The sequence below is a fragment of the Pseudomonas solani genome, from assembly GCF_026072635.1.
GTDB classification, from domain to species: domain Bacteria; phylum Pseudomonadota; class Gammaproteobacteria; order Pseudomonadales; family Pseudomonadaceae; genus Metapseudomonas; species Metapseudomonas solani.
Genome location: NZ_AP023081.1, coordinates 2,486,447 through 2,512,836 on the forward strand (window position 1 = coordinate 2,486,447; position 26,390 = coordinate 2,512,836).

The following is a 26,390-nucleotide window of genomic DNA, read 5'->3' on the forward strand; positions in this document are numbered from 1 at the left end:
TCCTTAGGGAGTCTGGTTGCTGGCCAGGGTACGTGGGCCAGGTAGGGTCGGGGTGACGGCGCCCTGGGCGTAGACCTGGCCGGCCACCATCCGCAGCGGGACCACCTGGTGGGGCCGATCGATCTTCAGGGTGAATTCGCGCACGCCATAGGCGGTGGGCAGGGCCAGGCGGTGTTCGCCCATGGCCAGGCGCACCCGCGCGACGCTGATGCTGCCGGGCAGGGTGCGCCAGGTGCGTTCGTCGGCCCCTTCGCTGGCCACCGACATGATGCCCACGGCCAGGCTGGCCAGGGGGTTGCCGTTGTCGTTGAGCTGCTTCTGCAGGGCGCCCCGGGTCACCGCGCGGATGGTGGTGCGGAGGATGATGCCGGGCATGTCGTCGCGCAGGGCACGGTGCGACATGGCGCGCAGGCTGCTGAGTTCGGTGAGGGCGGCGGGCGCGCCATCCACCTCGATGAAGCCCGGTGTCAGGGTGCTGGTGTCGTCGCGCAGCAGCGGGAAGGACAGGGTGCTGATGATCATCCCGGAGTCCAGAGGCACCGGCAGCGGGATGCGCAGCGAGTCGCGGGCCGGCGCCAGGCCGCTCTGCAGCACCAGCAGCACGTCGCTGCCGGCGTCTGCGGCGGGCGTGGCGTCCAGGTCCAGCAGGGCCTGTTCCAGCAGCGGGGTGCCGGGGCGCAGTTCGGCGGCCTGGCGGTAGCCGGGAGCGGCCAGGCCCTTCTCGCCCAGGGCCTCGTAGACGAAGCCGGCGAGGTAGTGGCTGAAGGCGCTCTGGTAGCTGTTCTTCAGGTTGACCACCTCGGGGGCGTCGAGGGAGGCCACCGGGTAGCCGCGCAGGTCTTCGAAGCGGGTGCTGATGCCCTGGCGCTCGGCTTCCTCTTCGCTGTCGAGGTACTGCTGGTCGCGCAGTTCGGCGATCAGCGCTTCGCGTTCGTGGGTCTTTCGGATCTCGGTGCGCGCGGCGTCGAAGTCGTTCAGCGCCAGGTCGTTGAGGGCCATCTGAGTGGTGAGCATCACCTTCTCGTAGTCGTAGCCCTGGTAGCGGCGGACCCGGTCGTTGGCCAGGTAGGCGCCGGCCTCGGCCAGGTAGCGGCCGGGGTCGGCCTTCATCGCCTCTTCCCACTGGAAGATGATGCCGTCGGCCTGGCGCCAGGCCTTCTGGCTGGCCGCCAGGTCACCCTTCGAGCGCAGCAGTTCGCCCTTCTCGAACCAGTAGAGAAGGTCCTTGTCGGCGCTGTCGTTGTTGGCTTCCAGCACGCCCAGTGCGGCATCGACTTCGCCGCGGGCGAGGTGCTGGCTGGTCTCGGTGAGTTCGTGTTCGTAGCTGCGGAAGGCCGAGCAGCCGGCAAGCTGCAGGGCGAAGCAGACCGCCAGGGCGGTAACGGCGCGGGATGCCATGTGTTCCTCGTCGAGTCCTTGATACTGCCAACCGTTTCCGGCTGATCCAGGCGTGCACTGGCATGTAGCGGCGTCCTGCCAATCCCCCGCGGGGCCTCCCTCGGGACCCGAAGGTGCGGGAAGGGCGGGCGATTATAGGGGGATTTCGGCGAAAATAGCTGGCGCAATGAGATCATTTTGACCTTGCCCAGGCTGCGGCATGGTGGCGCAGCGAGCGGGCCAGGGTGGCGGCTGGCATACTGCGCGCCCGCCACTTTTCCGGAGCCCAAGCCCATGCGTGTGTGGATCGACGCCGACGCCTGCCCCCGTGCCGCCAAGGACCAGGTCATCAAGTTCGCCCTCAAGCGCAAGTTCGAGGTGGTGCTGGTGGCCGGGCAGAGCCAGGTGAAACCGGCCTTCGCCTGCGTGCGCCTGGTGGTGGTGCCGAGCGGGCCGGATGCGGCGGACGATCACCTGGTGGAGCAGGCCGAGCCCGGTGACCTGGTGATCTGCAGCGATGTGCCGCTGGCCGATCGCCTGGTGAAGAAGGGGGTGGCGGCGCTCGACCCCCGTGGCCGGGAGTTCGACGAGCGCAACATGGGTGAGCGACTGGCGGTGCGCAACCTGTTCACCGACCTGCGCGACCAGGGGCAGATGGGCGGCGGCCAGGCGGCCTACAGCGAGAAGGACCGCCAGGCCTTCTCCAATTCGCTGGATCGGTTGCTCACACGCCTCAGCCGGGGCTGAGGCCGGAATCCCTCAGCCGCAGAGGTAGGTGCCGGTGCCGACCGCCACCAGGGTGCCGTCGTCGGCGTGCAGTTCCGAACGCACCACCGCGACCTTGTTGCCCGAGCGCAGCAACACCGCCGTGGCGGTGAAGGAGCGGCCCCGCCCCGGACGCAGGTAATCGATACGCAGGTCGATGGTGCCCAGCTTGGACAGGCGCTCCATGCGCTCACCCGTGGACAGGCCTTGATGCCGCTCGAAGGCGCCGATCAGCGCCATGGCGCCGCCGGTGACGTCCAGCAGCGAGGAGATGACCCCACCGTGAAGGATGCCGTGGACGAAGTTGCCTATCAGTTCGTCCTTCATCGGCAGGTGCATGGTCACCTGCTCCTGCGACAGCTCGCCCAGCTGGATGCCGAGCACCTGGTTGAAGGGGATGCGTTCGAAGAAGCGTCGGACCGCCTGTTGCAGTTCCGGGGTCAGGACGAATTCGTTGTCGCTCATGCTGCACCTGCATCTCGGTCGAAAAGGCGACGCTGACGCAGCGCGGGGCGCTTGAACAGGGGCGCGGCCCAAATGGCACGCGGATTGGCGGGAGCGGCTTGCAGAGGCGGGCGACCGGGGCCGCCCGCCTGCGCCGTCAATGGTCGGCGTGGGTCAGTTCCAGCACGCGGTCGACCAGCTTGTAGATGCCCGAGGCGGCTTCGCTGATGGACTGGGCGAGCATGTAGGCAGGGGTGGTGACCAGCTTGCGCGGCTTGTCCTCGACTATCTCGCTGACCACGCACTCGACGTGTTCGGCGCCCATCTTCTGCAGCGCGCTGGCGGTGTCGGCGTCGTCGCCGATGGTGCAGATCACGCCTTCGCCGTAGATCTTCGCAGCCATGGCCGGGGCGATGCAGATCAGTCCCACCGGCTTGCCGGCGGCGGCGAAGCCCTGGGCGGCGGCCAGCACGTCGGGCTGCACGCTGCAGTCGGCGCCGTTGATGGCGAAGTCGGAGAGGTTCTTCGCCGCACCGAAACCGCCGGGGATGATCAGCGCATCGAAGTCCTCGGCCTTCAGCTCACGCACGTCCTTCACCGCGCCACGGGCGATGCGCGCGGATTCGGTGAGCACGTTGCGGCTCTCCGGCATCTCTTCGCCGGTGAGGTGGTTGATCACGTGGTGCTGGGCGATGTTGGGCGCGAAGCACTGTGCCTGTGCACCCCGTTGGTCCAGGCGCAGCAGGGTGATCACGCTTTCGTGGATCTCCGCGCCGTCGTACACGCCACAGCCGGAAAGGATCACAGCAACTTTTTTGTTCATAGCGTTCTCCGCTTCACTGGGCCGCCTTCAGGGTCTCCTGGAGGAATGCCTGGGCATGCTGGTGGGCATCCTTGGCCAGCCTGGGTTGGTAGGTATTCAGGTCGCTGCGCTGATCGAAAACATGGTCGGCTCCGCCATATTGCACCAGTTGCAGTTGTTCGAAATCGAGCGCGTCCATAGCTGATAGACACTGAAGGTGGTCAGTGATTCTGTCCTTGCCACCGAGAAACATCAGCACCGGCAGGTCACGTCCCTTGCCCTGGCGCAGGTGCGCGGGGAACCCGCAGTAAGGGTAGAAGGCGATGGCGCCGCGCACACCGTCCAGCGCCTGCTGGCCGATGCCGGGGAAACCGTGGCCGGCGGCGCCGTCGTAGGCCAGGGCGTCGAGGATGCTCCAGCCGCCGTGGGAGTAGCCGAGCAGGGCCATGCGCTGATGGTTCAGCTGGGGCATGGCGCGGGCCAGGTCGAGGGCGGCGTAGACGTCCAGGGCGCGTTCGTTGCCCCACAACTGCTTGCCGTCGCACACCGGGTGCCAGTCATCGATGCCCCGGGCGGCCAGGCTGTCGACGAACAGCAGGGCAAAGCCGTGGGGCAGCAGCCAGTCGCTGACGTTACGCACGAAGCCGGGGCTCTGCCCGCTGCAACCGTGGAACACCAGCACGGTGGGGAACGGGCCTTCACCCTCGGGGGTGAACAGGCTGACGTGGGGCGCGAGGCGGGTTTTCGCCGCCGCCAGGTCGTCGGCGGCCGGCAACAGCGCGGCGCGATAGGGATAGAGTCCCAGGAGGGCGGCTGCGGCGATCAGGATCAACAGGATGGAGAGCGTGCGTCTTGTGGTTATGCGCATGTGTCGTCATATGCCGGTTGGGCTGGCATGCGGCGCCAGGGGCTCCGGGGAGGCACGGGCGTAGCATCGAGCCTGGCAATCCTAGTCCCTTGATCGGCATAACGATACGGCTGACATCATGAATTACGTCCTCTACGCGGTCCCTTTCTTCTTCCTGCTGATCGGCATCGAGCTGTTGGCCGATCGTTGGCGCGGGGTGCGTACCTACCGCACCGCCGATGCCATCAACAGCCTCAGCGCCGGCGTGCTGTCCACCACCAGTGGGCTGCTGACCAGGGCGGTCGGGTTGCTCACCTACACCTATGCCTGGCAGCACCTGGCGCTGTTCGAGCTGCGCGCGGACAGCCCCTGGGTCTGGCTGTTCGCCTTCGTCTTCTACGACTTCTGCTACTACTGGAACCACCGCCTGGGCCATGAGCGCAACGTGCTCTGGGCCGCCCATTCGGTGCACCACCAGAGCGAGGAGTACAACCTCTCCACCGCCCTGCGCCAGACCAGCACCGGCTTCCTCTTCGGCTGGATCTTCTACCTGCCGATGGCGGTGGCCGGCGTGCCGCCGCTGGTGTTCCTGACCGTCGCCGCGCTGAACCTGCTCTATCAGTTCTGGGTGCACACCCGCCACGTGCCCAAGCTCGGCTGGTTCGAGTGGTTCTTCATCAGCCCGTCGAACCACCGCGTGCACCATGCGCAGAACGCGGTGTACATGGATCGCAACTACGGCGGCGTGTTCATCCTCTGGGACCGTCTGTTCGGCACCTTCCAGGAGGAGCTGGACGAGGAGCCGGTGGTGTTCGGCGTGACCACGCCCCTGGCCAGCTGGAACCCGCTCTGGGCCAACCTGCAGTTCTATTCGGTGCTGTGGCAGGACGCGGTGCGCGCCGAGTCCTGGTGGGATCGCCTGCGCATCTGGTTCATGCGCACCGGCTGGCGCCCCGAGGACGTGGCGCGCAAATACCCCCAGGCGAAGCCGGACCTGAGCCGCTTCGCCAAGTTCGAGGTGCCGCTGTCGGGCGGTCGCACCCTGTATGCGGCGTTGCAGTTCGTCGGTTATGTGGTGGGCGGCAGCTACCTGCTGGGCGCGGGCGAAGGCATGCCTCTGGGTGCCGTGCTGCTGGGCTGGGGCTGGATGGCGTTCGGCCTGTTCGTCATCGGGGCCTGGCTGGAAAACCGCCCCTGGGCACTGCGCCTGGAGCTGGCGCGGCTGGCGCTGAACCTGCCGGTGCTCTGGCTGGCGGCCGCCCTCGGCATGCTGCCGGCCAGCCCGTTGGCCTGGCTGGTGCTGGGTGTGCATGGTCTGGTCAGTGTGCTGGCGCTGGTCGCCCTGGGACGGCGGCAGGCAGCGCTGGCGGTCTGAAGCGGGGGTGTTCCCGGGCTGAGGCCCGGGTTACGGCTGCGGCGGTTGCTCGGCGTTCGCCTTGGCTTCGCGGCTGTTGCGCAGGCGGCGACGCAGCCAGAGCAGGCCGCCGATCACCACCAGCGCGCCAAGCACCATCAGCTCGTAGCGCTTGAGGTTGCCCAGCATGCCTTCGAGCACGGCACCGAAGTGGAAGGCGGCGAAGCCCAGAGCCAGGGCCCAGACGATGGCGCCGATACCGTTGAGGATCAGGTAGCGCAGCGGCGGGTAGCCCGACAGGCCGATGGCCACCGGCATCACGGTGCGCAGGCCGTAGACGAAGCGGAAGCTCAGCACCCAGATGTCGGGGTGGCGGCGGATGTGCTCCAGGGCCTTGTCGCCCATGGCCTGCCAGCGCGGGCGCTTGGCCAGGATCTGGCGGCCCTTCTGGCGGCCGAGGTAGTACCACAGCTGGTCGCCGGCATAGCTGCCGAAGAACGCCGTCATCACCACCAGGTTGATATCCATGTAGCCGCGGAACGCGAGAAAACCGGCCAGGACCAGGATGGTCTCGCCCTCGAAGAAGGTGCCGAGGAAGAGGGCGAAATAGCCGAAGTCCTGGAGAAATTGTTGCAGCATCAGTTTGGCAGCGCGGCAAAAATGAACGCGAAGCCTAACCGGGTTGAACGCGCGGGAAAAGCTCTAAAGGGTGGCGAACCGCCAGTCGAGGGTCGACTGGTTCACGGCCAGCCCTAGTGGGGCCTCGGAAATTTCCTTTAACGCGACAGAGCGTCGCTGTCACGCATTGTTACCATTCGGTCATAATTGCCGCTTATAAATGTCGCACTGTGTCCTCCTTTGGACCCTGGAGTCTGTCGTGAGCTTTACCCCCGCCAATCGCCTGTTCCCCGCCACCCGCCTGCGCCGTAACCGCCGTGATGATTTCTCCCGCCGCCTGGTGCGTGAAAACACCCTGACCGTCGACGACCTGATCCTGCCGGTGTTCGTACTGGACGGTGAGAACCGCCGCGAGGCGGTGCCGTCGATGCCGGGCGTCGAGCGCCTGTCCATCGACCTGCTGCTGGAAGCGGCGGCTGGCTGGGTGGCACTGGGCATCCCCGCGCTGGCACTGTTCCCGGTGACCCCGCTGGAGAACAAGTCCCTCGACGGCGCCGAGGCCTGGAACCCCGAAGGCATCGCCCAGCGCGCCATCCGTGCCCTGCGCGAGCGCTTCCCGGAGCTGGGCGTGATCAGCGACGTGGCCCTGGACCCCTTCACCACCCATGGCCAGGACGGCATCCTCGACGCCGACGGCTATGTGCAGAACGACATCACCGTGGACGCCCTGGTCAAGCAGGCGCTGTCCCACGCCGCCGCCGGTGCCCAGGTGGTGGCGCCCTCGGACATGATGGACGGCCGCATCCAGGCGATCCGCGAGGCCCTGGAACTGGCCGACTTCCCCAACGTGCGGATCATGGCCTACTCGGCCAAGTACGCCAGCGCCTACTACGGTCCCTTCCGCGATGCGGTGGGTTCCGCCGCCAACCTCGGCAAGGCCAACAAGGCCAGCTATCAGATGGACCCGGCCAACGGCGACGAGGCCCTGCACGAAGTGGCCAGTGACCTCGCCGAAGGCGCCGACATGGTCATGGTCAAGCCGGGCATGCCCTACCTGGACATCGTCTGGCGCGTGAAGGAAGCCTTCCGCGTACCGACCTTCGCCTACCAGGTCAGCGGTGAGTACGCCATGCACATGGCGGCCATCCAGAACGGCTGGCTGAGCGAGGCGGTCATACTCGAATCACTGACCGCATTCAAACGTGCGGGCGCTGATGGCATCCTTACCTACTTCGCCGTGCGTGCCGCAGAAATGCTCAAAGCGGGAGCCTGACTCCCCAGCAGGAAACCAGATGAACACCGATGGTCTGAACCAAGCGTCGAACCCCGAACAAGAGCCCGTGCCGGAGCAACCGGTCGCCGAGGCCCCCGCTCCGGCACCCGTTGAAACGCCGCCGCCCGCCCCCGTGCCGGCGCCGGTGGTTCCGGGCCTGGATGACAGCAGCCTGTACATCCACCGGGAGCTGTCGCAGCTGCAGTTCAACATCCGTGTCCTGGAGCAGGCGCTCGACGAGTCCTACCCGCTGCTCGAGCGTCTGAAGTTCCTGCTGATCTTCTCCAGCAACCTGGACGAGTTCTTCGAGATCCGCGCCGCCGGGCTGAAGAAGCAGATCACCTTCGCCCGCGAGCAGGCCGGTGCCGACGGCCTGTTGCCGCACCAGGCCCTGGCGCGCATCAGCGAGCTGGTGCACGAGCAGGTGGCGCGGCAGTACAGCATCCTCAACGATGTGCTGCTGCCAGAGCTGGCCAAGCACCAGGTCAACTTCATCCGCCGTCGCTACTGGACGCCGAAGCTGAAGACCTGGGTGCGCCGTTACTTCCGCGATGAGATCGCGCCGATCATCAGCCCCATCGGCCTCGACCCGACGCACCCCTTCCCGCTGCTGGTGAACAAGAGCCTCAACTTCATCGTCGAGCTGGAGGGCGTCGATGCCTTCGGCCGCGACTCCGGCCTGGCGATCATCCCGGCGCCGCGCCTGCTGCCGCGGGTGATCCGCGTGCCGGAAGACATCAGCGGCCCCGGCGACAACTTCGTGTTCCTGTCGTCGATGATCCACGCCCACGCCGACGACCTGTTCCCCGGCATGAAGGTCAAGGGCTGCTACCAGTTCCGCCTGACCCGTAACGCCGACCTCTCGGTGGACACCGAGGACGTCGAGGACCTGGCCCGCGCCCTGCGCGGCGAGCTGTTCTCGCGCCGCTACGGCGATGCGGTACGCCTGGAGGTGGCCGACACCTGCCCGAAACACCTGTCCGACTACCTGCTCAAGCAGTTCGGCCTGGCGGAGAGCGAGCTGTACCAGGTCAACGGCCCGGTCAACCTGACCCGCCTGTTCAGCATCACCGGCCTCGACAGCCACCCCGAGCTGCAGCACCCCACCTTCACCCCGGTGATCCCCAAGCTGCTGCAGAAGGCCGAGAACCTGTTCAGCGTGGTGGGCAAGCAGGACATCCTGCTGCTGCACCCCTTCGAGTCCTTCACCCCGGTGGTGGACTTCCTGCGCCAGGCCGCCAAGGACCCCAACGTCCTGGCCATCAAGCAGACCCTGTACCGCGCCGGTGCCAACTCCGAGATCGTCGACGCCCTGGTGGAAGCGGCGCGCAACGGCAAGGAGGTCACCGCGGTGATCGAGCTGCGCGCGCGCTTCGACGAGGAATCCAACCTGCAGCTGGCCAGCCGCCTGCAGGCTGCCGGTGCCGTGGTGATCTACGGCGTGGTCGGCTTCAAGACCCACGCCAAGATGATGCTCATCCTGCGGCGCGAGGACGGCGAGCTGCGCCGCTACGCCCACCTGGGCACCGGCAACTACCACGCCGGCAACGCGCGCCTGTACACCGACTACAGCATGCTCACTGCCGACGATGCGCTCTGCGAGGACCTGCACAAGCTGTTCAACCAGCTCATCGGCATGGGCAAGACCCTGCGCATGAAGAAGCTGCTGCACGCGCCCTTCACCCTGAAGAAGTCGCTGCTGGACATGATCGCCAAGGAGGCCCAGCACGCCGTCGAAGGCAAGCCGGCGCACATCATGGCCAAGGTCAACTCGCTGACCGACCCGAAGATCATCCGCGCGCTGTACAAGGCCAGCCAGAGCGGCGTGAAGATCGACCTGGTGGTGCGTGGCATGTGCTGCCTGCGCCCGGGCATCCCCGGCGTTTCGCACAACATCCAGGTGCGCTCGATCATCGGCCGCTTCCTCGAGCACAGCCGCATCTACTACTTCCTCAACGAAGGCGACGAGTTGCTCTACCTCTCCAGCGCCGACTGGATGGAGCGTAACCTCGACATGCGAGTGGAGACCTGCTTCCCGGTGGAGGGCAAGAAGCTCATCACCCGGGTCAAGAAGGAGCTGGAAACCTACCTCGCCGACAACACCCACAGCTGGGCGCTGCAGGCCGACGGCCGCTACCTGCGCAACAGCCCCAGCGGCAACCAGAACCCGCGCAGCGCCCAGGCCATCCTGCTGGACAAACTGCTCAACCCGCCGATCAGCGCTCGCTGATCGGTCGCGGGGCGGCGTGCTGCCGACAAAACCGCCGCAATGAAAACGGGGCCCTGGGGCCCCGTTTTCATGTTCGCTCGTAGCGTTGTACTTCAGCTCACCTGCAGGCTGAAGTCGATGCGCTTGAGCCATTCGGCTTCCTGCTCGAAGTCGGCCTGGGTCAGCGGGTTGGCCGCCAGCCAGTCGTCGGGGAACTGCACGGCGAGGCTCTGCGGGCCGACCTTCAGTTGCACCGCCGGGGTCTCGTGGCTGGTGCGGATGTGGTGGAAGAGAATGGCGAAGCGCAGCAGCACGCAAAGGCGGATCAGCTTGACGCCTTCGTCGCCGAACTCGGCGAACTTGTCCTTGGGGATGTTGCGGCGGTGGCCGCGAACCAGCAGCGCGAGCATCTGCTGATCCTGGCGGGAGAAGCCCGGCAGGTCGGAGTGCTCGATCAGGTAGGCACCGTGCTTGTGGTACTGGTAGTGGGCGATGTCCATGCCGATCTCGTGGACGCGGGCGCCCCAGACCAGCAGGTCGCGGTGCCACTCGTCATCCAGTTGCCAGTCGTCGGCCACCTGCTCCAGGGCCTCCAGGGCCTTGGCTTCGACCCGGGCGGCTTGCTCGGTGTCGGCGTGGCAGCGCTCCATCAGCGCGCTGAGGGTGCGCTCGCGCACGTCCTCGTGGTGGTGGCGGCCCAGCAGGTCGTAGAGCACGCCTTCGCGCAGGGCGCCTTCGGAGTGGGTCATGTGCTTGAGTTCGAGGGCGTCGAAGATCGCTTCGAGAATCGCCAGCCCGGCCGGGAAGATGGCGCGGCGGTCGGGCTTGATGCCGTCGAGGTCGAGTTTCTCCACCTCGCCCAGCTTGAACAGCTTGCGCTTGAGCCAGGCCAGACCTTCCGGGTTGACCTCGCCGCTGCCCATGCCCGCCGCCTGGATCGCCAGGCCGACAGCGCGGATGGTGCCCGAGGCGCCCACCGCCTGCTGCCAGCCGAGGCGGCGCAGGCTGTATTCGATGCCCATCAGTTCCAGGCGCGCTGCGGTGTAGGCCTGGGCATAGCGGGCGGGGGTGATCTTGCCATCGCGGAAGTAGCGCTGGGTGTAGCTGACGCAGCCCATCTGCAGGCTTTCGCGCAGCTGGGATTCGAAGCGCTGGCCGATGATGAATTCAGTACTGCCACCGCCGATATCGGCCACCAGGCGCTTGCCGGGGGTGTCGGCGATGCTGTGGGACACGCCCAGGTAGATGAGGCGCGCTTCCTCGCGGCCGGAGATCACTTCCACCGGGTGGCCGAGAATGGCCTCGGCGCGGCGGATGAAGTCTGCGCGGTTGCGGGCCTCGCGCAGGGCGTTGGTGCCAACGACGCGCACGGCGCCTTCGGGCAGGCTATTGGTCATCTGGGCGAAGCGACGCAGGCAGTCGAGGCCGCGTTGCATGGCCTCCTCGCTGAGCATGCGCTCGTCATCCAGGCCGGCGGCGAGCTGCACCTTGTCGCCGAGGCGCTCGAGGATGCGGATCTCCCCGTGATCGGCCTTGGCCAGGACCATGTGGAAGCTGTTGGAGCCCAGGTCGATGGCTGCGATCAGGGAAGGTGTTTCGGCGCGACGGGTCGAGGGCATGGTCTTGGTGTCTCGTTTCTGAACGGCGCCATCCTGCCACGATCGTCACGTTGCGCCAACGCGAGTCGTGGAACGCTCGTGCAAGGGAAAGGAAGGCGGCTGCGCAGAATGCCACGGTGAAGTTTCCGCTTCATGACGGCCGCCTCCTTACTATAGGCGGCGTGCAGGCATCGGCGCAGGGGCATTCGCGATGGCTGCCGAGCGAGGCGATAAATGGCCGCGGCGGATTGACGCGGAACCGGTTATCCATCAGTTTTCCCGGGTGCATCCATAGAAAGGCTCAATTGCCAGCGGCTTTCGGTCCGGGAAAAGCCGGGCTATGATGGCCGCCAATTTCCGCATCCGAACCCACGGAGAACATCCATGAGCGAACTCATCTCCCACGTTAGCGACGCCAGCTTCGAGCAGGACGTGCTCAAGGCCGAAGGCGCTGTGCTGGTCGATTACTGGGCCGAGTGGTGTGGCCCGTGCAAGATGATCGCCCCCGTCCTCGACGAGATCGCCAAGGACTATCAGGGCAAGCTGAAGATCTGCAAACTGAACATCGACGAGAACCAGGACACCCCGCCGAAATACGGCGTACGCGGTATCCCGACCCTGATGCTGTTCAAGAACGGCAACGTCGAAGCGACCAAGGTCGGCGCCCTGTCGAAGTCCCAGCTGGCGGCCTTCCTCGACGCCAACATCTGAGCCTGGCCGGGTCTCCGGCGAGCCTTCGGACTGTTTCGAGAAACCCCGCTCTTTGCGGGGTTTTTTGATGAATCGGCACTAGACTCCCCCGAATGCTGGTGTTAAATTCGGGTCCGCAACGCTATTCCGTTGCCCTTCGCAAGCCGCCGCCGACGCATTCCAACTCGAATAAGCACAGCGATCCTGTCGCATCTCTGCGGCGCGGCCTCTAAAGCTCAACGCTTTCCTTCCTATCATTTCTGATACTTACGTCATTCCTATGAATCTGACCGAACTCAAGCAAAAGCCGATTGCCGATCTGCTGGAAATGGCCGAACAGATGGGCCTCGAGAACATGGCCCGTTCGCGCAAGCAGGACGTGATCTTCGCCCTGCTGAAAAAGCACTCGAAAGGCGGCGAGGAAATCTCCGGTGACGGCGTGCTGGAGATTCTCCAGGACGGTTTTGGCTTCCTGCGCTCCGCAGACTCTTCCTACCTGGCCGGCCCGGACGACATCTACGTCTCGCCCAGCCAGATCCGCCGCTTCAACCTGCGCACCGGCGACACCATCATCGGCAAGATCCGCCCGCCGAAAGAAGGCGAGCGTTACTTCGCCCTGCTCAAGGTGGACTCGATCAACTTCGATCGTCCGGAAAACGCCAAGAACAAGATCCTGTTCGAGAACCTGACGCCCCTGTTCCCCAACGAGCGCCTGAAGATGGAGGCCGGCAACGGTTCCACCGAAGACCTCACCGGCCGCGTGATCGACCTCTGCGCGCCGATCGGCAAGGGCCAGCGCGGCCTGATCGTCGCCCCGCCGAAAGCGGGCAAGACCATCATGCTGCAGAACATCGCGGCCAACATCACCCGCAACAACCCCGAGTGCCACCTGATCGTCCTGCTGATCGACGAGCGCCCGGAAGAAGTGACCGAGATGCAGCGCACCGTGCGCGGCGAAGTGGTCGCCTCCACCTTCGATGAACCGCCGACCCGCCACGTGCAGGTTGCCGAGATGGTGATCGAAAAGGCCAAGCGCCTGGTCGAGCACAAGAAGGACGTGGTCATCCTGCTGGACTCCATCACCCGCCTGGCGCGTGCCTACAACACCGTGATCCCGAGCTCTGGCAAGGTGCTGACCGGTGGTGTCGACGCCCATGCCCTGGAGAAGCCCAAGCGCTTCTTCGGTGCCGCCCGTAACATCGAGGAAGGCGGTTCGCTGACCATCATCGCCACCGCGCTGGTCGAGACCGGCTCGAAGATGGACGAGGTGATCTACGAGGAATTCAAGGGCACCGGCAACATGGAGCTGCCGCTGGACCGCCGCATCGCCGAGAAGCGCGTGTTCCCCGCCATCAACATCAACAAGTCCGGTACCCGCCGCGAAGAGCTGCTGACTGCCGACGACGAGCTGCAGCGCATGTGGATCCTGCGCAAGCTGCTGCACCCGATGGACGAGATCGCCGCCATCGAGTTCCTGCTCGACAAGCTCAAGGACACCAAGACCAACGACGAATTCTTCATGTCCATGAAGCGCAAGTAACGTTTGGTTCGCAGCAAAAAGGCCGGGGAAACCCGGCCTTTGCGTTTGCGCGATTCGCGCGGCCTTCTGAATAACCCAGTTCGGCGCTAAACTTTGCGCCCCGACCTGCACGCCCCATGCGAGGCTCAAGCATGCAGTATCGCGATCTGCGCGACTTTATCCGTGGCCTGGAAGAGCGCGGCGAGCTGAAACGCATCGCCGCCCCGGTGTCCCCGGTGCTGGAGATGACCGAAATCTGCGACCGCACCCTGCGCAAGCAAGGCCCGGCGCTGCTCTTCGAGAAACCCACCGGCTTCGACATCCCCGTGCTCGGCAACCTGTTCGGCACGCCGCGCCGCGTGGCCCTCGGCATGGGCGCGGACGACGTCTCCGAACTGCGCGAGATCGGCAAGCTGCTGGCCTTCCTCAAGGAGCCCGAGCCGCCCAAGGGCTTCAAGGACGCCTGGTCCAAGCTGCCGATCTTCAAGAAGGTCATCAGCATGGCGCCCAAGGTGCTCAAGGATGCCCCCTGCCACGAGGTGATCGAGGAAGGCGACGACGTCGACCTCGGCAAGCTGCCCATCCAGCACTGCTGGCCGGGCGACGTGGCACCGCTGATCACCTGGGGCCTGACCATCACCCGTGGTCCCAACAAGGAACGGCAGAACCTCGGCATCTACCGCCAGCAGGTGATTGGCCGCAACAAGGTCATCATGCGCTGGCTCAGCCACCGTGGCGGTGCGCTGGACTACCGCGAGTGGTGCGAGAAGCACCCCGGCCAACCCTACCCGGTCTGCGTCGCCCTCGGTGCCGACCCGGCCACCATCCTCGGCGCGGTCACCCCGGTGCCGGACACCCTCTCCGAATACGCCTTCGCCGGCCTGCTGCGCGGGCACCGCACCGAACTGGTCAAGGCCATCGGCTCCGACCTGCAGGTGCCGGCCAGCGCCGAGATCGTCCTCGAAGGGGTGATCCACCCCGGCGAGATGGCCGATGAAGGCCCTTACGGCGACCACACCGGCTACTACAACGAGGTGGACCGCTTCCCGGTGTTCACCGTCGAGCGCATCACCCGCCGCCGCGACCCGATCTACCACAGCACCTACACCGGCCGCCCGCCGGACGAGCCGGCCATCCTCGGCGTGGCGCTGAACGAAGTCTTCGTGCCGATCCTGCAGAAGCAGTTCCCCGAGATCACCGACTTCTACCTGCCCCCGAAGGCTGCTCCTACCGCATGGCGGTGGTGACCATGAAGAAGCAGTACCCCGGCCACGCCAAGCGCGTGATGCTCGGTGTCTGGTCCTTCCTGCGGCAGTTCATGTACACCAAGTTCGTCATCGTCACCGACGACGACATCAACGCCCGCGACTGGAACGACGTGATCTGGGCCATCACCACGCGCATGGACCCCAAGCGCGACACGGTGATGATCGACAACACGCCCATCGACTACCTCGACTTCGCCTCGCCGGTTTCCGGCCTGGGTTCGAAGATGGGCCTGGACGCCACCCACAAATGGCCGGGCGAGACCACTCGCGAGTGGGGCCGCGTCATCGTCAAGGACGAGGCGGTGACCCGTCGCGTGGACGAGCTCTGGTCCAGCCTGGGTATCGACTGATGCGGGTCACGCTGCAACCATCCGGCGCGGTGCTGGAGATCCAGGCCGGCGAGAACATCCTCGCCGGCGCCCGTCGTCTCGGCTACGAATGCCCGCAGAGCTGCCGCAACGGCAACTGCCACATCTGTGCCGCCCTGCTGGTGGAAGGCCGGGTGCGCCAGGCCGGCGCCGAACTCGACCACGGCGAACTCTTCACCTGCCTGGCCGAGCCCCTGGAAGATTGCGTGCTGCACTGGGATGGCGTGCTCGCCCCGGGCGAGTTGCCGCTGCGCAAGCTCAATTGCCAGGTCAGTGCCTGCATCGACGCCGGTGGCGACGTCTGGCGCGTGCGCCTGCGTGCTCCGGCTGGCAAGCCACCGCGCTACCACGCCGGGCAATACCTGCTGGTGGAGCGCGAGGATGGCGAATCCTCGGCCTTCTCCCTGGCCTCGGCGCCCAGCGAAGGGCGCGACATCGAACTGCACATCCTCGCCCGTGAGCCCAGCGCCCTGGCCCTGCTGGAGCAGTTGCAGCGCACCGGCATCGCCCGGGTCCAGCTGCCCTTCGGCGATACCCACCTTGCCGAGCTGCCCGACGGCCCCCTGGTGCTGATCGCTGCCGGCACCGGCATGGCGCAGATGCACAGCCTGATCGAGCACTGCCGCGCCACGGGTTTCCCCCACCCGGTTCACCTGTATTGGGGCGCGCGGCGGCCGGAGGACTTCTACGAACTGCCGCACTGGGCGGACTGGCAAAGCCTGGCCAACCTCACCCTGCACCAGGTGGTCAGCGACCAATGTGGCTGGCAAGGCCGTTGCGGAATGCTGCACGAAGCGGTGAGCGAGGACTTCCCCGACCTCAAGCCGCTGCACGTCTACGCCAGCGGCTCGCCCGCCATGGTCTACGGCACCCTCGACGCCCTGGTGGCGGCAGGGATGGACCCCCACCAGATGCGCGCTGACGTCTTCGCCTACGCCCCCAGGGCGTGATCCCCACCCCAGCCACCCTCGCGAGGGCCTGCGCACTTCTGGCGGTGGCCGATTAGACGTGCATTGCCTCCAGCGGGCCCGTCTCGGCCACGAACTGCCCGCTCTCGACGCGACGCCTGCCACGGCGTCCGCACCTATCCGCCTAGGACAGGTACGAAAACACCGCCTTTTTATGTACGGCCATACGCGCCCTGCCTATGATCCCGGCTGCCGGCAAAACTCCCTATCTCATCACTCGCGCGGCCGCTTCAGCGGTCCTGTTCGCCTGGGCTCGTGCCGCGCCGTGACTATCGAGGAACAGTTATGTCGAGCTTCCGATTGAACGCCCTTTCCCGTGCCACCCGCCTATGGAGTGCCAGCCTGGGAGCGGCCCTGCTTCTGCCGAGTGGCATGACGCTGGCCGATGACAGCCAGCAAGGCACCGAATCAGTCATCCAGGGGCATTTCATCAACCTCCAGTCATCGAATGCCAGGGCGACCCTGTTCAGTGCCGCCGAGGCCGGAACCGAGCAACTGGAGCAGGAAACCGGGATGCGCGTGCGCAGCCTCACCCCGCGAGCCGGCGATGCATTCAAGAACCTGCAGGTCATGACCGGGCAGCTCGAGGGGCGCGCGCGCACTCTCAGCGCCCCCGGGGAAATGACGCTGGCCGCGCGGCCCGATGGCAGCTTCGTTGCGCTGCTGCCGGACGCCAACGCCATCATCCGCGGCGACGCCAGTGGCCAGCAGTCGATGATCCGCTTCGATCCGGGCGCTGCCTTCGCGCCGGATGGCGTCGACTACATCGCCGGTGATGACAGCGAGATGCCGGCCTTGAAGGAGTCGCGCAGCGGCCAGCGCACATTCCAGGTCAACCGCAACATCCAGGGCGAAACCGTGATCGACCTGTTGGCCGGTTTCTCGCAAAAGGCCGCGGACTACATCGGTGACCACGAGGCCTTTGCCCTGGCCCAGGTGGCCTCGGTCAACCGTGCACTGCGACAGTCCCAGGTACAGGGCGTGCGCCTGCGCCTGGTGGGCACCCAGGTGGTGGCCCAGGACGCTCCCATCACCGGCTCCAGCCTGAGCCAGGTGCGCAACGTCTTCGCCGAAGGCATGCGTCGCTACAGCCCGGACGTGGTCGCCAGCTTCGTCGTGGGTACTCCCGGCGTGGACACCGCCGTAGGCTGGGGCCATATGCCCGGGCGCTACACCATCAACTCCATCAAGTCGTCCACCGTGTTCCGCCACGAGCTGGGCCACAACATCGGCGGCGGCCACTGCTCCGATGGCAGGAGCTACACCTGGGGCTACCACAACGGTCGGGTCGGCACCATCCTCTGCGGCAACCATGTCGGCTACTTCTCCAACCCGGACGTCAGGGACAGCCGGGGCGTGCCGTTGGGCGACGCGGACACCGCCAACATGGCCCGGGTCTGGCGGGAAAGGGCGGCGCGGATGTCGGCCTACAGCCCTTCCGTCGTGCCCCTGGAGGAGGAACAGGGCACCTCGATCCTCAGCCAGAAGGTGAGCCTGAGCAGCAAACAGACGCGCTACTTCCCGGTGGACGTCCCCGAAGGCACCCGACGCCTGGTGTTCAGCGTGGTGGACGGCGAGCTCACCGAGAAGGCCGGCCAGGTCCAGTTGCTGCTCAAGCGCGGCGCCCAGCCCAGCGGCGCCAGCTTCGACTACCGCTCGGCGCGTAGCCACAACGTCTCCCTGGGGGTGAACGACCCGCAGCCGGGGCGCTGGTACCTGGCGATCAACACCGACAACCTCGCCACCCAGGACCAGGTGCTTGAGGTTCACGCCTATGGCCTGACCCAGGACAGCGCCCAGGGCCGCTACCTGAAGTTCGTCGCCACCTCGGCGGTGGATGGCAAGGACACCGCCAGTGTCGCCGAGCTGCTGCTGGTGGATGCCAAGGGCAAGGCCCTGCCCCGCGAGAGCTGGACAATCCTGTCCACCAGCAGTGCGGTGCCTGGCGCGGCGGTCGGCAACCACGCGATTGATGGCAACCCCAACTCCTACTGGAGCACGGCCGCAGGTGCACGCTACCCCCATGAAATGGTGATCGACCTGGGTGCCGCTAGCCGCTTCTCGCAACTGCACTACCTGCCCCGCCAGGACGCGGGCCTTAGCGGCAACATCAAGGGCTATCAGGTCTACGGCAGCAGCAGCGTCAACGGCGGCTGGAACCTGCTGGCCGATGGCGAATTCAGCGCCGACAACGACGTCAAGGCCGCATCCCTCAAGCCGGTGAACGCCGGTCAGCCTCCGCTGGCGATGATCAGCGGCAAGACCGAAGCCCGTGCCGGGGACCGGATCGTCCTGGACGCCTCCGGCTCCAGTGATCCCCAGGGCAATGCCCTGAGCTTCGCCTGGGAGGCCTCGCCGCGCCTGGACTTCGACTACGACGGCGCGCGCCTCGGCTTCACCGCGCCGGAACTGCAGGCGGACACCCGCTATCGCTTCACCCTGACCCTGAGCAATGGCAAGCAGAGCAGCACCCGGACCCACGAGGTGCTGGTCAAGGGCAAGGCCGCCAGCGCCAGCTGCAAGCCGGAGTGGACCGTGAGGGGCACCTATGTCGGCAACGACACGGTGCAGTGGAAGGGACGTCAGTACCAGGCCCGCTGGTGGACCTCGGGCGCCGAGCCGGGGCTGGCCGGTACCACCGGCCCGGACGGCGCCGGAAAGGTCTGGCGTGACCTGGGCCCCTGCCAGAGCGGCGGCGAGAAACCGGTCGAGCCGCCGGTGGCGGAGGTCAAGCCGCCCGTGGCGGTGATCGGCGGTGCCAGCGAGGCCAAGCCGGGCGAAACCGTCTACCTCAACGCCACTGCTTCCAGCGACCCGGCGGGCCTGAAGCTCAGCTACAGCTGGAGCGTCAGCCCAAGCGTCGCGTTTGAGGCCGCCGGCACCCTGATGAAATTCGTCGCCCCGAAGACCGACAAGGATGTCGTCTATGACGTCAGCCTGACCGTCAACAATGGCAAGCACAGCACAACCCGCGTGCATCAGGTCAGGGTGCCCGCCGAGAAGCCTGTGCAGGTCAAGCCGCCGCTGGCCAGCATCGCCGGCGCCAGCCAGGCCAAGGGCGGTGAAACAGTGACCCTGGACGCCGCAGGCTCCAGCGATCCAGCCGGCCTGGCACTGAGCTACCAGTGGACCGTGACGCCCAGCGTCGCCTTCCAGACCTCGGGATCGAAGCTGAGCTTCGTCGCGCCCAGGAGCGACAAGGACATCAGCTACCGCTTCACCCTGAACCTGGGCAACGGCACCCATGTGGCCAGCCGCGACCACAGCGTGAGGGTGCTGGCGGACAAGGTGGAAACCCCGACCGGCTGCCAGGGTGCCTGGAGCCCCCAGGGAACCTACTGGACCAATGACAAGGTCAGCCACAACGGTCGCTTCTATGTCGCCCGCTGGTGGACCAAGGGCAACGAGCCCACTGCCGCCACCATCGGTGGCGAAGGCAGCGGCAAGGTTTGGAGGGACGCGGGCGCCTGCAACTGATGCGCTCCGCTGACCGGTAGCGCGCCAATCGGCGTGTGCTAACCGGTACTTCCGGGTCCCGGGTTGGCGACATCCATCGTTGTCGTCAGCCTGGGGCGCACCGAATCCGGCATAAGCCGGGCGGCCCGCAGGATGGGTAGAGCGAAGCGAAACCCATGCGGTAAGCACGGGCAGGGTGCTCGCCGGGAAGGCCGCTTGATGGGTTTCGTACCTCTACCCATCCTACGGTCAACCGGCCGGGGATCACGCCAGCTCGGGAAACTCCGCGCGCAGCTCCGCTGCCAGCCACCCCAGGAACCATTGGATATCGGCACTGACCTCTTCGGTCGGCAGCAGCGCCTGGTAACTCTCCAGCGGCGCCTGCCGCTGCACGGGGCGTACGAGGAGGCCGGCAGCCAGCTCCTGGCTCACCAGCACCTCGTTGGCCAGGGCGATGCCGTGGCCCTTCTCGGCCATGCTCAGGGCGTGGTCGTTGCTCACGTAGAGCACATCGGAACTGACCCGCACCGTGCAACCCACGGCGGCGAACCAGGCGTTCCACCACTCGCCGTCGTCCACGTGGATCAGCTTGTGCCGCGCCAGTTCGTCCGGTCCGGCGATGGGGCCGTGGGCGGCGAGGTAGTCCGGCGAGCACACCGGGAACACATTGGGTTGCAGCAGGGTGGCCTGGCACTGCGGGTACTGCCCGGGCATGCCGTAGACGATGCCCAGGTCGGCACCCTGGCCATCCACGGCGGTGAAGGTCGGGTTGGGTTCGATGGCGATCTTCAGCCCCGGCCGCAGCTGGCGCAGCGACTCCATGCGCGGCATCAGCCAGCGCTTGGCGAAGGCCGGCACGGCGAGGATGCGCAACCAGCGCGTGGCGTCGCTGGCCGCCACCTCGGCGCCGGCCTCGGCGATCTGCCGCAGCGCCCGCGACACCTTGGCGTGGTAGCGCCGCCCGGCCTCGGTGAGCCGCACGCCGCGTGGCGTACGTTCCAGCAACTGCACGCCGAGCCAGTCCTCCAGCAGGCGCACATGGCGGCCGATGGCCGGCTGGGTGACGTGCAGCGCCCGTGACGCGGCGACGTAGCTGCCGAGGCGGGCAGCTGCCTCGAAGGCGCGCAGGGCGTTGAGCGGCGGCAGGCGTGGTTCGGCCATCACGGGACTCCTGGCTGTTAATTTTATTAACAGCCAATGTAAGGAAATTGAAGTTTCCTGTCGCGGGTATTTGGCCGAGTATCCGGCCCAGGCAGCGCCATAACGACAACCCGCGCGCCCGCTCCACCCGCTCGCCACGAGCCCTCAGTCCTGCCCAGAACAACGAGAAGTCCCGCCAGCGGACACCACGCGGCGAGGACACGGAGGTAAGGCCATGAACGCCCTGCATGCAGTGCAGACCGCAGCGGTATCCATTCGCGCGGTCCGCAAGGTCTACGGCGATCCGCAATCCGGGCCCGTCGCCCTCAAGCACGTCGACCTGGAAATCCGCGACAACGAGTTCTTCACCCTTCTCGGCCCATCCGGCTGCGGCAAGACCACCCTGCTGCGGATGATCGCCGGCTTCGAATACCCCAGCGCCGGCAGCATCCACCTCTACGGCGAAGACATCGCCGACCTGCCGCCCTACGCGCGCCCGGTCAACACGGTGTTCCAGCACTACGCGCTGTTCCCGCACATGACCATCGCCCAGAACCTGGCCTTCGGCCTGGAATCCCAGCCGCTGGGCCGGGCCATGAGCCGCGCCCAGGTCGCCGAGCGCGTGGCCGAGATGCTCGCCCTGGTGCAGATGGAGCGCTTCGCCGACCGTCGCCCGACGCAGCTTTCCGGCGGCCAGCAGCAACGTGTGGCCCTGGCCCGCGCCCTGGCGCCGCATCCCCGTGTCCTGCTGCTGGACGAGCCGCTCTCGGCCCTCGACCTCAAGCTGCGCCAGGCGATGCGCGAGGAGCTCAAGGCGATCCAGGCCAAGACCGGCATCACCTTCATCTTCGTTACCCACGACCAGGAAGAGGCACTGACCCTGTCCGACCGCATCGCGGTGTTCTCGGAGGGCCAGGTGCAGCAGGTGGGCACCCCGCAGGAAATCTACGAGCGCCCACGCAACCGCTTCGTCGCCGACTTCATCGGCGAAACCAATTTCCTCGATGCCCAGGTGCTCAGCCTCGATGGCGCCCGGGCGCTGTGCCAGGGGCCGGGCGGGCAGCCGTTCCAGGCCGAATCCGTCGACGGCGTGCTGCCGGGCAGCCGGGTCAGCCTGTCGATCCGCCCCGAGCGCGTGCACCTGGGCGGCGTCGACACCGCCGGCGCGCTGCCCTGCCGGGTGGAGGCGCAGGTGTACCTGGGCACCGACCTGCAGTACCGGGTGAGCCTCGACGACGGCACCCGGCTGACCGTGCGCATGCCCAACAGCCTGGAGCGCCACCAGCGCTTCGGCGTCGGCGAACGGGCCGCGCTGCAGTTCGAGAACGGCAGCGCCAGCGTCCTGCTGGACTGAGCCCGGAGGCAGACATGCATCGATCGACACGCTCCGGCGCCGCCCTGCACGCGCGCCGGCAATCCCTGCGCAACCTGCTCGGCGTCAGCCCGGCACTCCTGGCCATCGGCCTGTTCCTGATCGTCCCCATCCTGCTGGTGGTCGGTTATTCGCTGATGGAGGCCAACCCCTACGGCGGGGTCGAGCCGGTGTTCAGCACCGAGTCCTACCTGTCGCTGCTGTTCGAGCGGCAACTGGACGACAGCCTGGCCTTCGTCGACGCCTACCTGCTGATCGCCCTGCGCTCCATCGGCATCGCCGCGGCGACCACGCTGGTCACCCTGCTGATCGGCTTCCCGGTGGCGGTGTGGCTGGCCATGCAGCCGCCGCACAAGCGCGGCCTGCTGATCTTCCTCATCACCGTGCCGTTCTGGGCCAACCTGCTGATCCGCACCTACGCCTGGATCCTGCTGCTGCGCGAGACCGGTGTGGTCAACGGCACGCTCGTGGGCCTGGGGCTGATCGACCAGCCGCTGCAACTGCTCTACACCGACGGCGCGGTGCTGCTGGGGCTGGTGTACACCTACGCGCCCTTCGTGGTGCTGCCCATCTACGCGACCCTGGAGAAGATGGACATGCGCCTGCTGGAGGCGGCCCAGGACCTCTACGCCGGCCGCTGGCGCACGCTGCGCACGGTGGTGCTGCCCATCGCCCGGCCGGGCATCCTCGCCGGCGCCATCCTCACCTTCGTGCCCTGCCTCGGCGCCATGGTGGCCCCGGAGCTGCTCGGCGGCGGCACGCGGATGATGCTTGGCAACCTGATCTTCCGGCAGTTCAGCGACGCCCGTAACTGGCCCTTCGGCTCCGCCCTGGCATTGGTGCTGATGGCCGCGGTGATGCTGGTGCTGACCCTCTACGCACTGCGCGCCGAGCGCGTGCGCATCGCCCGGGGAGGTGTGTGATGAACCTGTTCAAGCGCCGCCTCGGCGTCCACCACTTCCCTGGTTTCGGCGGCTTCAGCCTGCTGTTCTATCTCTACCTCTACGCGCCGATCCTGGTGCTGGTGGTGCTGTCGTTCAACGCCAACCAGTCGGCCACGGTGTGGAGCGGCTTCAGCCTCGACTGGTACCGCGCCGCCTTCGCCAACCAGGCGCTGCGCCAGGCCGCCGGCAACAGCCTGCTGATCGCCCTGTGCGCCAGCCTGATCGCCACCGTGATCGCCACCCTGGCGGCCCTGGCCACCTCGCGCGGCGCACGCTTCAAGGGCCTGCGGCTGTCGATGGGCACCATCATGCTGCCGCTGGTGCTGCCCGAGATCGTGGTCGGCGTCGCCACCCTGGCGCTGTTCTCCACCCTTGGCCTGTCCCTGGGCTACGGCAACCTGATCATCGCCCACACGGTGTTCTGCATCCCCTTCGCCTACCTGCCGATCCGCGCCCGCCTCAACGACATGGACCTGTCCCTGGAGCAGGCCGCTGCGGACCTCTATGCCGGGCCCTGGCGCACCCTGCGCAAGGTCACCCTGCCGTTGCTGATGCCGGGAATCTTCTCCGGGCTGATGCTGGCCTTCATCGTCTCGCTGGATAACTTCGTGATCTCGATGATGGTTTCCCAGGCCGGCACCACCACGCTGCCGATCTTCATCTTCGGCCTGCTGCGCATGGGCGTGACGCCCGACGTGAACGCCGTGTCGACGCTGATCCTCGGCGTCTCCGTGCTCTTCGTGACCCTGTCCTACCTGCTTGGCAGACAAAGAACCTGACCCTGGAGAATTGACGCATGAAAAAGCTGATCGCTGTTCTGGGTACCTCGCTGGGCCTCGCCCTGGCCGCCAACGTGCAGGCCGCCGGCACGCTCAACGTCATCAGTTGGAGCGGCTACTTCTCGCCGCAGATCCTGGAGAAGTTCGAGAAGGAAAGCGGCATCAAGGTCACGGTGGACTCCTACGATTCCAACGAGACGCTGCTGGCCAAGCTCAAGCAGGGCGGTGCCGGCTACGACGTCGCCATCCCCTCCCACCAGTTCGTGCCGATCCTCATCCAGGAGCAGCTGCTGGAGCGCTTCGAGCCCGGCAGGGAGGCCTACTACCAGGGCTTCACCGCCAACCTGCAGAAGCCCGCCTGGGACCCGCAGGGTGCCTACGCCGCGCCCTTCATCTGGGGCACCACCAGCGTGGTGGTCAACCGCGAGCGCTACCAGGGCGAGGCGGACAGCTACGCGCTGCTGTTCAAGCCGCCGGCGGAGCTGCAGGGGCGCATCAACATGTTCGACTCGGTCAGCGAGGTGATCGACACCGCCAGCCTCTACCTTGGCATCCCGCTGTGCAGCGAGGACCCCAAGCAGATGCAGCAGGTGCTGGCGCTGCTCAAGGAGCAGAAGCCCCATGTGCGCACCTACAGCTCCAAGGCCGGGGCCATCCGCGAGAGCCTGGCGGCCGGCGAGCTGGACATGTCGATGTTCTGGGGCGGTTCCTCGCTGCGCGCACGGGAGATGAAGCCGAGCCTCGAATACCTGTACCCGAAGGAGGGCGTGATGGCCTGGGTGGACAACCTGGTGATCCCCAAGGGTGCGCGCAACCTCGATAACGCCAAGGCCTTCATCGCCTTCCTCAGCCAGCCGGAGAACGCCGCGCTGACGCAGAACTTCCTCAAGCACCAGAGCCCGGTGCAGGGCGTCGAGCCCTACCTCGAACCGGGCCTCAAGGACGCGCCCGAGCTGCACATCCCCGACGGCACCAAGGTGGTGTTCAGCCAGACCTGCGGCGCCGGTGCCATCCGCCTGGCCGACCGCCTGTGGACCAACCTGATGCGTTGATGAACACCGCCCCCGCAGGCGCGGGGGCGCATAACCAGAACGAGACGGAACGAGATCACTGCCCATGAGTCATGCAACCCCGATCAGCGAACTGGTGCGGCTGCCGGCCGCCGAGCTGGCCGAGCGCATCCGCACGCGCGATGTGTCCTGCCGCGAGGTGATGCTGGATTACCTGGCCCATATCGAGCGCTTCAACCCGGCGGTCAATGCGCTGGTCAGCCTGCAGCCGGCGGACGCGCTGCTGGCCCAGGCCGACGAGCGCGACGCCGAGCTGGCGCGGGGCACCCACAGGGGCTGGATGCACGGGCTGCCCCATGCGGTGAAGGACCTCTCGGCGGTCAGGGGCATCACCACCACCTACGGCTCGCCGCTGTTCCGCGACCATGTGCCGGCACGTGACGGCATCATGGCCGAGCGCCTGCGCGCCGCCGGGGCGATCTTCATCGGCAAGAGCAACACGCCGGAATTCGGCCTCGGCTCGCAGAGCTACAACCCGCTGTTCGGCGCCACCGGCTGCGCCTTCGACCCGAGCCGCACGGCCGGCGGCAGCAGCGGCGGCGCGGCGGCGGCCCTGGCGCTGCACCTGGTGCCGGTGGCCGATGGCAGCGACATGATGGGCTCGCTGCGCAACCCGGCGGCCTTCAACAACATCATCGGCTTCCGCCCGTCCCAGGGCCGGGTGCCCTTCGACGACAGCGCCGACCTGTTCTTCGACCAACTCGGCTACGAGGGGCCGATGGGCCGCAGCGCGCGCGACGTGGCCCTGCTGCTCTCGGTGCAGGCGGGCGGCGATGCCCGTGCGCCGCTGTCCATCCCCGGCGATGGCGCGGCCTTCGCCGGCTCGTTGCAGCGCGACTTCAAGGGGGCGCGCCTGGGCTGGCTGGGCGACCTCGACGGCCAGCTGCCGATGCAGCGTGGCGTGCTGGAGCTGTGCCGCACCGCTCTGAAGGATTTCGAGGCGCTGGGCTGCGTGGTGGAGGAGACGAGCCTCGGCTTCCCCCGCGAGCGGCTCTGGGACACCTGGCTGACCTTGCGCCAATGGCTGGTGGCCGGCGGCCTGGGGGCGGCCCACGACGACCCGGCGACGCGCGCGCAGCTCAAGCCGGAAGCCTGCTGGGAAGTGGAGAACGGCCTGCGCCTGACCGGCCAGCAGGTCTACCGCGCCTCGGCGGCCCGCAGCGACTGGTACCGCGCCATCAGCCGGCTGTTCGAGCGCTTCGACTACCTGCTGCTGCCCAGCGCCCAGGTGTTCCCCTTCGACAAGACGCAGCACTGGCCGCAGGCGATCGAAGGCGTGACGATGGACACCTACCACCGCTGGATGGAGGTGGTGATCCCCGGAACCCTGTCAGGCTGCCCGGTGGCCAATGTGCAGGCGGGGTTCAACGGCGACGGCCTGCCCATGGGGCTGCAGATCATCGGCCCGCACCAGAAGGACATGGCGGTGCTGCAACTGGCCCACGCCTATGAGCAGGCCAGCGACTGGTTCCGTCGTCGTCCGGCGCCGCTGCTGGCGGCCGGGTAAGGCACCCGGAAAGAAAAGGGCC

Annotated in this window: 20 protein-coding genes and 1 pseudogene; 14 read left to right on the top strand and 7 right to left on the bottom strand. The window is 67.0% G+C overall.

The features are described 5' to 3' along the window. Positions 1-3: 3 nt before the first annotated feature. Entirely contained in the window at positions 4-1,398 is a 1,395-nt protein-coding gene (locus PSm6_RS11225) for a COG3014 family protein (protein WP_021218188.1), read from the bottom strand. 273 nt (positions 1,399-1,671) lie between these two features. Here PSm6_RS11225 and PSm6_RS11230 point away from each other — a divergent pair, with 273 nt between their 5' ends. Further along, positions 1,672-2,124, top strand: a complete 453-nt coding sequence (locus PSm6_RS11230; RefSeq protein WP_021218189.1) for a YaiI/YqxD family protein — start codon at positions 1,672-1,674, stop codon at positions 2,122-2,124. 12 nt (positions 2,125-2,136) lie between these two features. On the opposite strand, the gene PSm6_RS11235 is transcribed toward PSm6_RS11230, so the two are convergent. The 3 genes from PSm6_RS11235 to PSm6_RS11245 all read right to left on the bottom strand — a co-directional run bounded on the left by PSm6_RS11235 (position 2,137) and on the right by PSm6_RS11245 (position 4,256). Then, entirely contained in the window at positions 2,137-2,607 is a 471-nt protein-coding gene (locus PSm6_RS11235) for a thioesterase family protein (RefSeq protein ID WP_021218190.1), read from the bottom strand. A gap of 136 nt (positions 2,608-2,743) precedes the next feature. Beyond that, positions 2,744-3,409, bottom strand: coding sequence for an isoprenoid biosynthesis glyoxalase ElbB (elbB, locus tag PSm6_RS11240; protein ID WP_184488289.1), 666 nt, complete (start codon positions 3,407-3,409; stop codon positions 2,744-2,746). A 13-nt stretch (positions 3,410-3,422) separates the two neighbouring features. Continuing rightward, complete coding sequence (locus tag PSm6_RS11245) at positions 3,423-4,256, bottom strand: dienelactone hydrolase family protein (protein WP_031287299.1); 834 nt, start codon at positions 4,254-4,256, stop codon at positions 3,423-3,425. 118 nt (positions 4,257-4,374) lie between these two features. On the opposite strand from PSm6_RS11245, the gene PSm6_RS11250 reads away from it, so the two are divergent. After that, complete coding sequence (locus PSm6_RS11250) at positions 4,375-5,610, top strand: sterol desaturase family protein (protein ID WP_265170221.1); 1,236 nt, start codon at positions 4,375-4,377, stop codon at positions 5,608-5,610. Positions 5,611-5,640: 30 nt separating this feature from the next. Here the strand turns inward: PSm6_RS11250 and PSm6_RS11255 are convergent, their stop codons facing one another. Then, entirely contained in the window at positions 5,641-6,231 is a 591-nt protein-coding gene (locus tag PSm6_RS11255; RefSeq protein WP_162164732.1) for a DedA family protein, read from the bottom strand. A gap of 235 nt (positions 6,232-6,466) precedes the next feature. Here PSm6_RS11255 and hemB point away from each other — a divergent pair, with 235 nt between their 5' ends. Beyond that, positions 6,467-7,480, top strand: a complete 1,014-nt coding sequence (gene hemB / locus PSm6_RS11260; RefSeq protein ID WP_263400375.1) for a porphobilinogen synthase — start codon at positions 6,467-6,469, stop codon at positions 7,478-7,480. A 19-nt stretch (positions 7,481-7,499) separates the two neighbouring features. Continuing rightward, entirely contained in the window at positions 7,500-9,710 is a 2,211-nt protein-coding gene (gene ppk1, locus PSm6_RS11265) for a polyphosphate kinase 1 (protein ID WP_265170222.1), read from the top strand. A gap of 92 nt (positions 9,711-9,802) precedes the next feature. On the opposite strand, the gene ppx is transcribed toward ppk1, so the two are convergent. Beyond that, positions 9,803-11,308, bottom strand: coding sequence for an exopolyphosphatase (gene ppx, locus PSm6_RS11270; protein WP_021218197.1), 1,506 nt, complete (start codon positions 11,306-11,308; stop codon positions 9,803-9,805). 363 nt (positions 11,309-11,671) lie between these two features. Here ppx and trxA point away from each other — a divergent pair, with 363 nt between their 5' ends. From trxA to PSm6_RS11295, 5 genes and pseudogenes are all read left to right on the top strand, one after another. After that, positions 11,672-11,998: a thioredoxin TrxA gene (gene trxA / locus PSm6_RS11275; RefSeq protein ID WP_021218198.1), complete on the top strand. Its 327-nt coding sequence runs from the start codon at positions 11,672-11,674 to the stop codon at positions 11,996-11,998. A gap of 259 nt (positions 11,999-12,257) precedes the next feature. Next, a complete protein-coding gene (gene rho, locus PSm6_RS11280) occupies positions 12,258-13,517 on the top strand; it encodes a transcription termination factor Rho (protein WP_021218199.1) in 1,260 nt (419 codons plus the stop codon). Positions 13,518-13,648: 131 nt separating this feature from the next. Beyond that, positions 13,649-15,114, top strand: a pseudogene (gene ubiD, locus PSm6_RS11285) (4-hydroxy-3-polyprenylbenzoate decarboxylase). Beyond that, positions 15,114-16,082 carry a CDP-6-deoxy-delta-3,4-glucoseen reductase gene (locus tag PSm6_RS11290; protein ID WP_021218201.1) on the top strand — a complete coding sequence of 323 codons (969 nt, stop codon included), beginning with the start codon at positions 15,114-15,116 and terminating at the stop codon, positions 16,080-16,082. Before ubiD ends, PSm6_RS11290 begins: the two are co-directional and overlap by 1 nt. 390 nt (positions 16,083-16,472) lie before the next feature. Further along, positions 16,473-19,577 (top strand): discoidin domain-containing protein, encoded by a 3,105-nt coding sequence (locus tag PSm6_RS11295; RefSeq protein ID WP_265170223.1) that lies wholly within the window; start codon positions 16,473-16,475, stop codon positions 19,575-19,577. A gap of 243 nt (positions 19,578-19,820) precedes the next feature. Here PSm6_RS11295 and PSm6_RS11300 read toward each other — a convergent pair whose 3' ends face one another. Next, positions 19,821-20,717 (bottom strand): LysR substrate-binding domain-containing protein, encoded by an 897-nt coding sequence (locus PSm6_RS11300; protein ID WP_265170224.1) that lies wholly within the window; start codon positions 20,715-20,717, stop codon positions 19,821-19,823. A gap of 214 nt (positions 20,718-20,931) precedes the next feature. On the opposite strand from PSm6_RS11300, the gene PSm6_RS11305 reads away from it, so the two are divergent. From PSm6_RS11305 to PSm6_RS11325, 5 genes are all read left to right on the top strand, one after another. Beyond that, positions 20,932-22,050 (top strand): ABC transporter ATP-binding protein, encoded by a 1,119-nt coding sequence (locus tag PSm6_RS11305; protein ID WP_265170225.1) that lies wholly within the window; start codon positions 20,932-20,934, stop codon positions 22,048-22,050. Between the two features lie 14 nt (positions 22,051-22,064). Then, positions 22,065-22,991, top strand: a complete 927-nt coding sequence (locus tag PSm6_RS11310; protein ID WP_265170226.1) for an ABC transporter permease — start codon at positions 22,065-22,067, stop codon at positions 22,989-22,991. Then, complete coding sequence (locus tag PSm6_RS11315) at positions 22,991-23,791, top strand: ABC transporter permease (RefSeq protein WP_021218206.1); 801 nt, start codon at positions 22,991-22,993, stop codon at positions 23,789-23,791. Before PSm6_RS11310 ends, PSm6_RS11315 begins: the two co-directional genes overlap by 1 nt. 17 nt (positions 23,792-23,808) lie before the next feature. Further along, a complete protein-coding gene (locus tag PSm6_RS11320; RefSeq protein WP_265170227.1) occupies positions 23,809-24,843 on the top strand; it encodes an ABC transporter substrate-binding protein in 1,035 nt (344 codons plus the stop codon). A 64-nt stretch (positions 24,844-24,907) separates the two neighbouring features. After that, positions 24,908-26,368 carry an amidase gene (locus PSm6_RS11325; protein ID WP_265170228.1) on the top strand — a complete coding sequence of 487 codons (1,461 nt, stop codon included), beginning with the start codon at positions 24,908-24,910 and terminating at the stop codon, positions 26,366-26,368. The last annotated feature ends 22 nt before the right edge of the window (positions 26,369-26,390 follow it).

Excerpts from the sequence above, each read along its gene's own strand:
- PSm6_RS11320 (WP_265170227.1), top strand. The coding sequence starts at position 23,809 with ATGAAAAAGCTGATCGCTGTTCTGGGTACCTCGCTGGGCCTCGCCCTG.
- ppx (WP_021218197.1), bottom strand. The coding sequence starts at position 11,308 with ATGCCCTCGACCCGTCGCGCCGAAACACCTTCCCTGATCGCAGCCATC.
- elbB (WP_184488289.1), bottom strand. The coding sequence starts at position 3,409 with ATGAACAAAAAAGTTGCTGTGATCCTTTCCGGCTGTGGCGTGTACGAC.
- PSm6_RS11290 (WP_021218201.1), top strand. The coding sequence starts at position 15,114 with ATGCGGGTCACGCTGCAACCATCCGGCGCGGTGCTGGAGATCCAGGCC.
- PSm6_RS11325 (WP_265170228.1), top strand. The coding sequence starts at position 24,908 with ATGAGTCATGCAACCCCGATCAGCGAACTGGTGCGGCTGCCGGCCGCC.
- PSm6_RS11235 (WP_021218190.1), bottom strand. The coding sequence starts at position 2,607 with ATGAGCGACAACGAATTCGTCCTGACCCCGGAACTGCAACAGGCGGTC.
- PSm6_RS11250 (WP_265170221.1), top strand. The coding sequence starts at position 4,375 with ATGAATTACGTCCTCTACGCGGTCCCTTTCTTCTTCCTGCTGATCGGC.
- PSm6_RS11305 (WP_265170225.1), top strand. The coding sequence starts at position 20,932 with ATGAACGCCCTGCATGCAGTGCAGACCGCAGCGGTATCCATTCGCGCG.
- PSm6_RS11230 (WP_021218189.1), top strand. The coding sequence starts at position 1,672 with ATGCGTGTGTGGATCGACGCCGACGCCTGCCCCCGTGCCGCCAAGGAC.
- trxA (WP_021218198.1), top strand. The coding sequence starts at position 11,672 with ATGAGCGAACTCATCTCCCACGTTAGCGACGCCAGCTTCGAGCAGGAC.
- PSm6_RS11225 (WP_021218188.1), bottom strand. The coding sequence starts at position 1,398 with ATGGCATCCCGCGCCGTTACCGCCCTGGCGGTCTGCTTCGCCCTGCAG.
- PSm6_RS11245 (WP_031287299.1), bottom strand. The coding sequence starts at position 4,256 with ATGCGCATAACCACAAGACGCACGCTCTCCATCCTGTTGATCCTGATC.
- PSm6_RS11310 (WP_265170226.1), top strand. The coding sequence starts at position 22,065 with ATGCATCGATCGACACGCTCCGGCGCCGCCCTGCACGCGCGCCGGCAA.
- rho (WP_021218199.1), top strand. The coding sequence starts at position 12,258 with ATGAATCTGACCGAACTCAAGCAAAAGCCGATTGCCGATCTGCTGGAA.
- ppk1 (WP_265170222.1), top strand. The coding sequence starts at position 7,500 with ATGAACACCGATGGTCTGAACCAAGCGTCGAACCCCGAACAAGAGCCC.
- PSm6_RS11315 (WP_021218206.1), top strand. The coding sequence starts at position 22,991 with ATGAACCTGTTCAAGCGCCGCCTCGGCGTCCACCACTTCCCTGGTTTC.
- PSm6_RS11295 (WP_265170223.1), top strand. The coding sequence starts at position 16,473 with ATGACGCTGGCCGATGACAGCCAGCAAGGCACCGAATCAGTCATCCAG.
- PSm6_RS11300 (WP_265170224.1), bottom strand. The coding sequence starts at position 20,717 with ATGGCCGAACCACGCCTGCCGCCGCTCAACGCCCTGCGCGCCTTCGAG.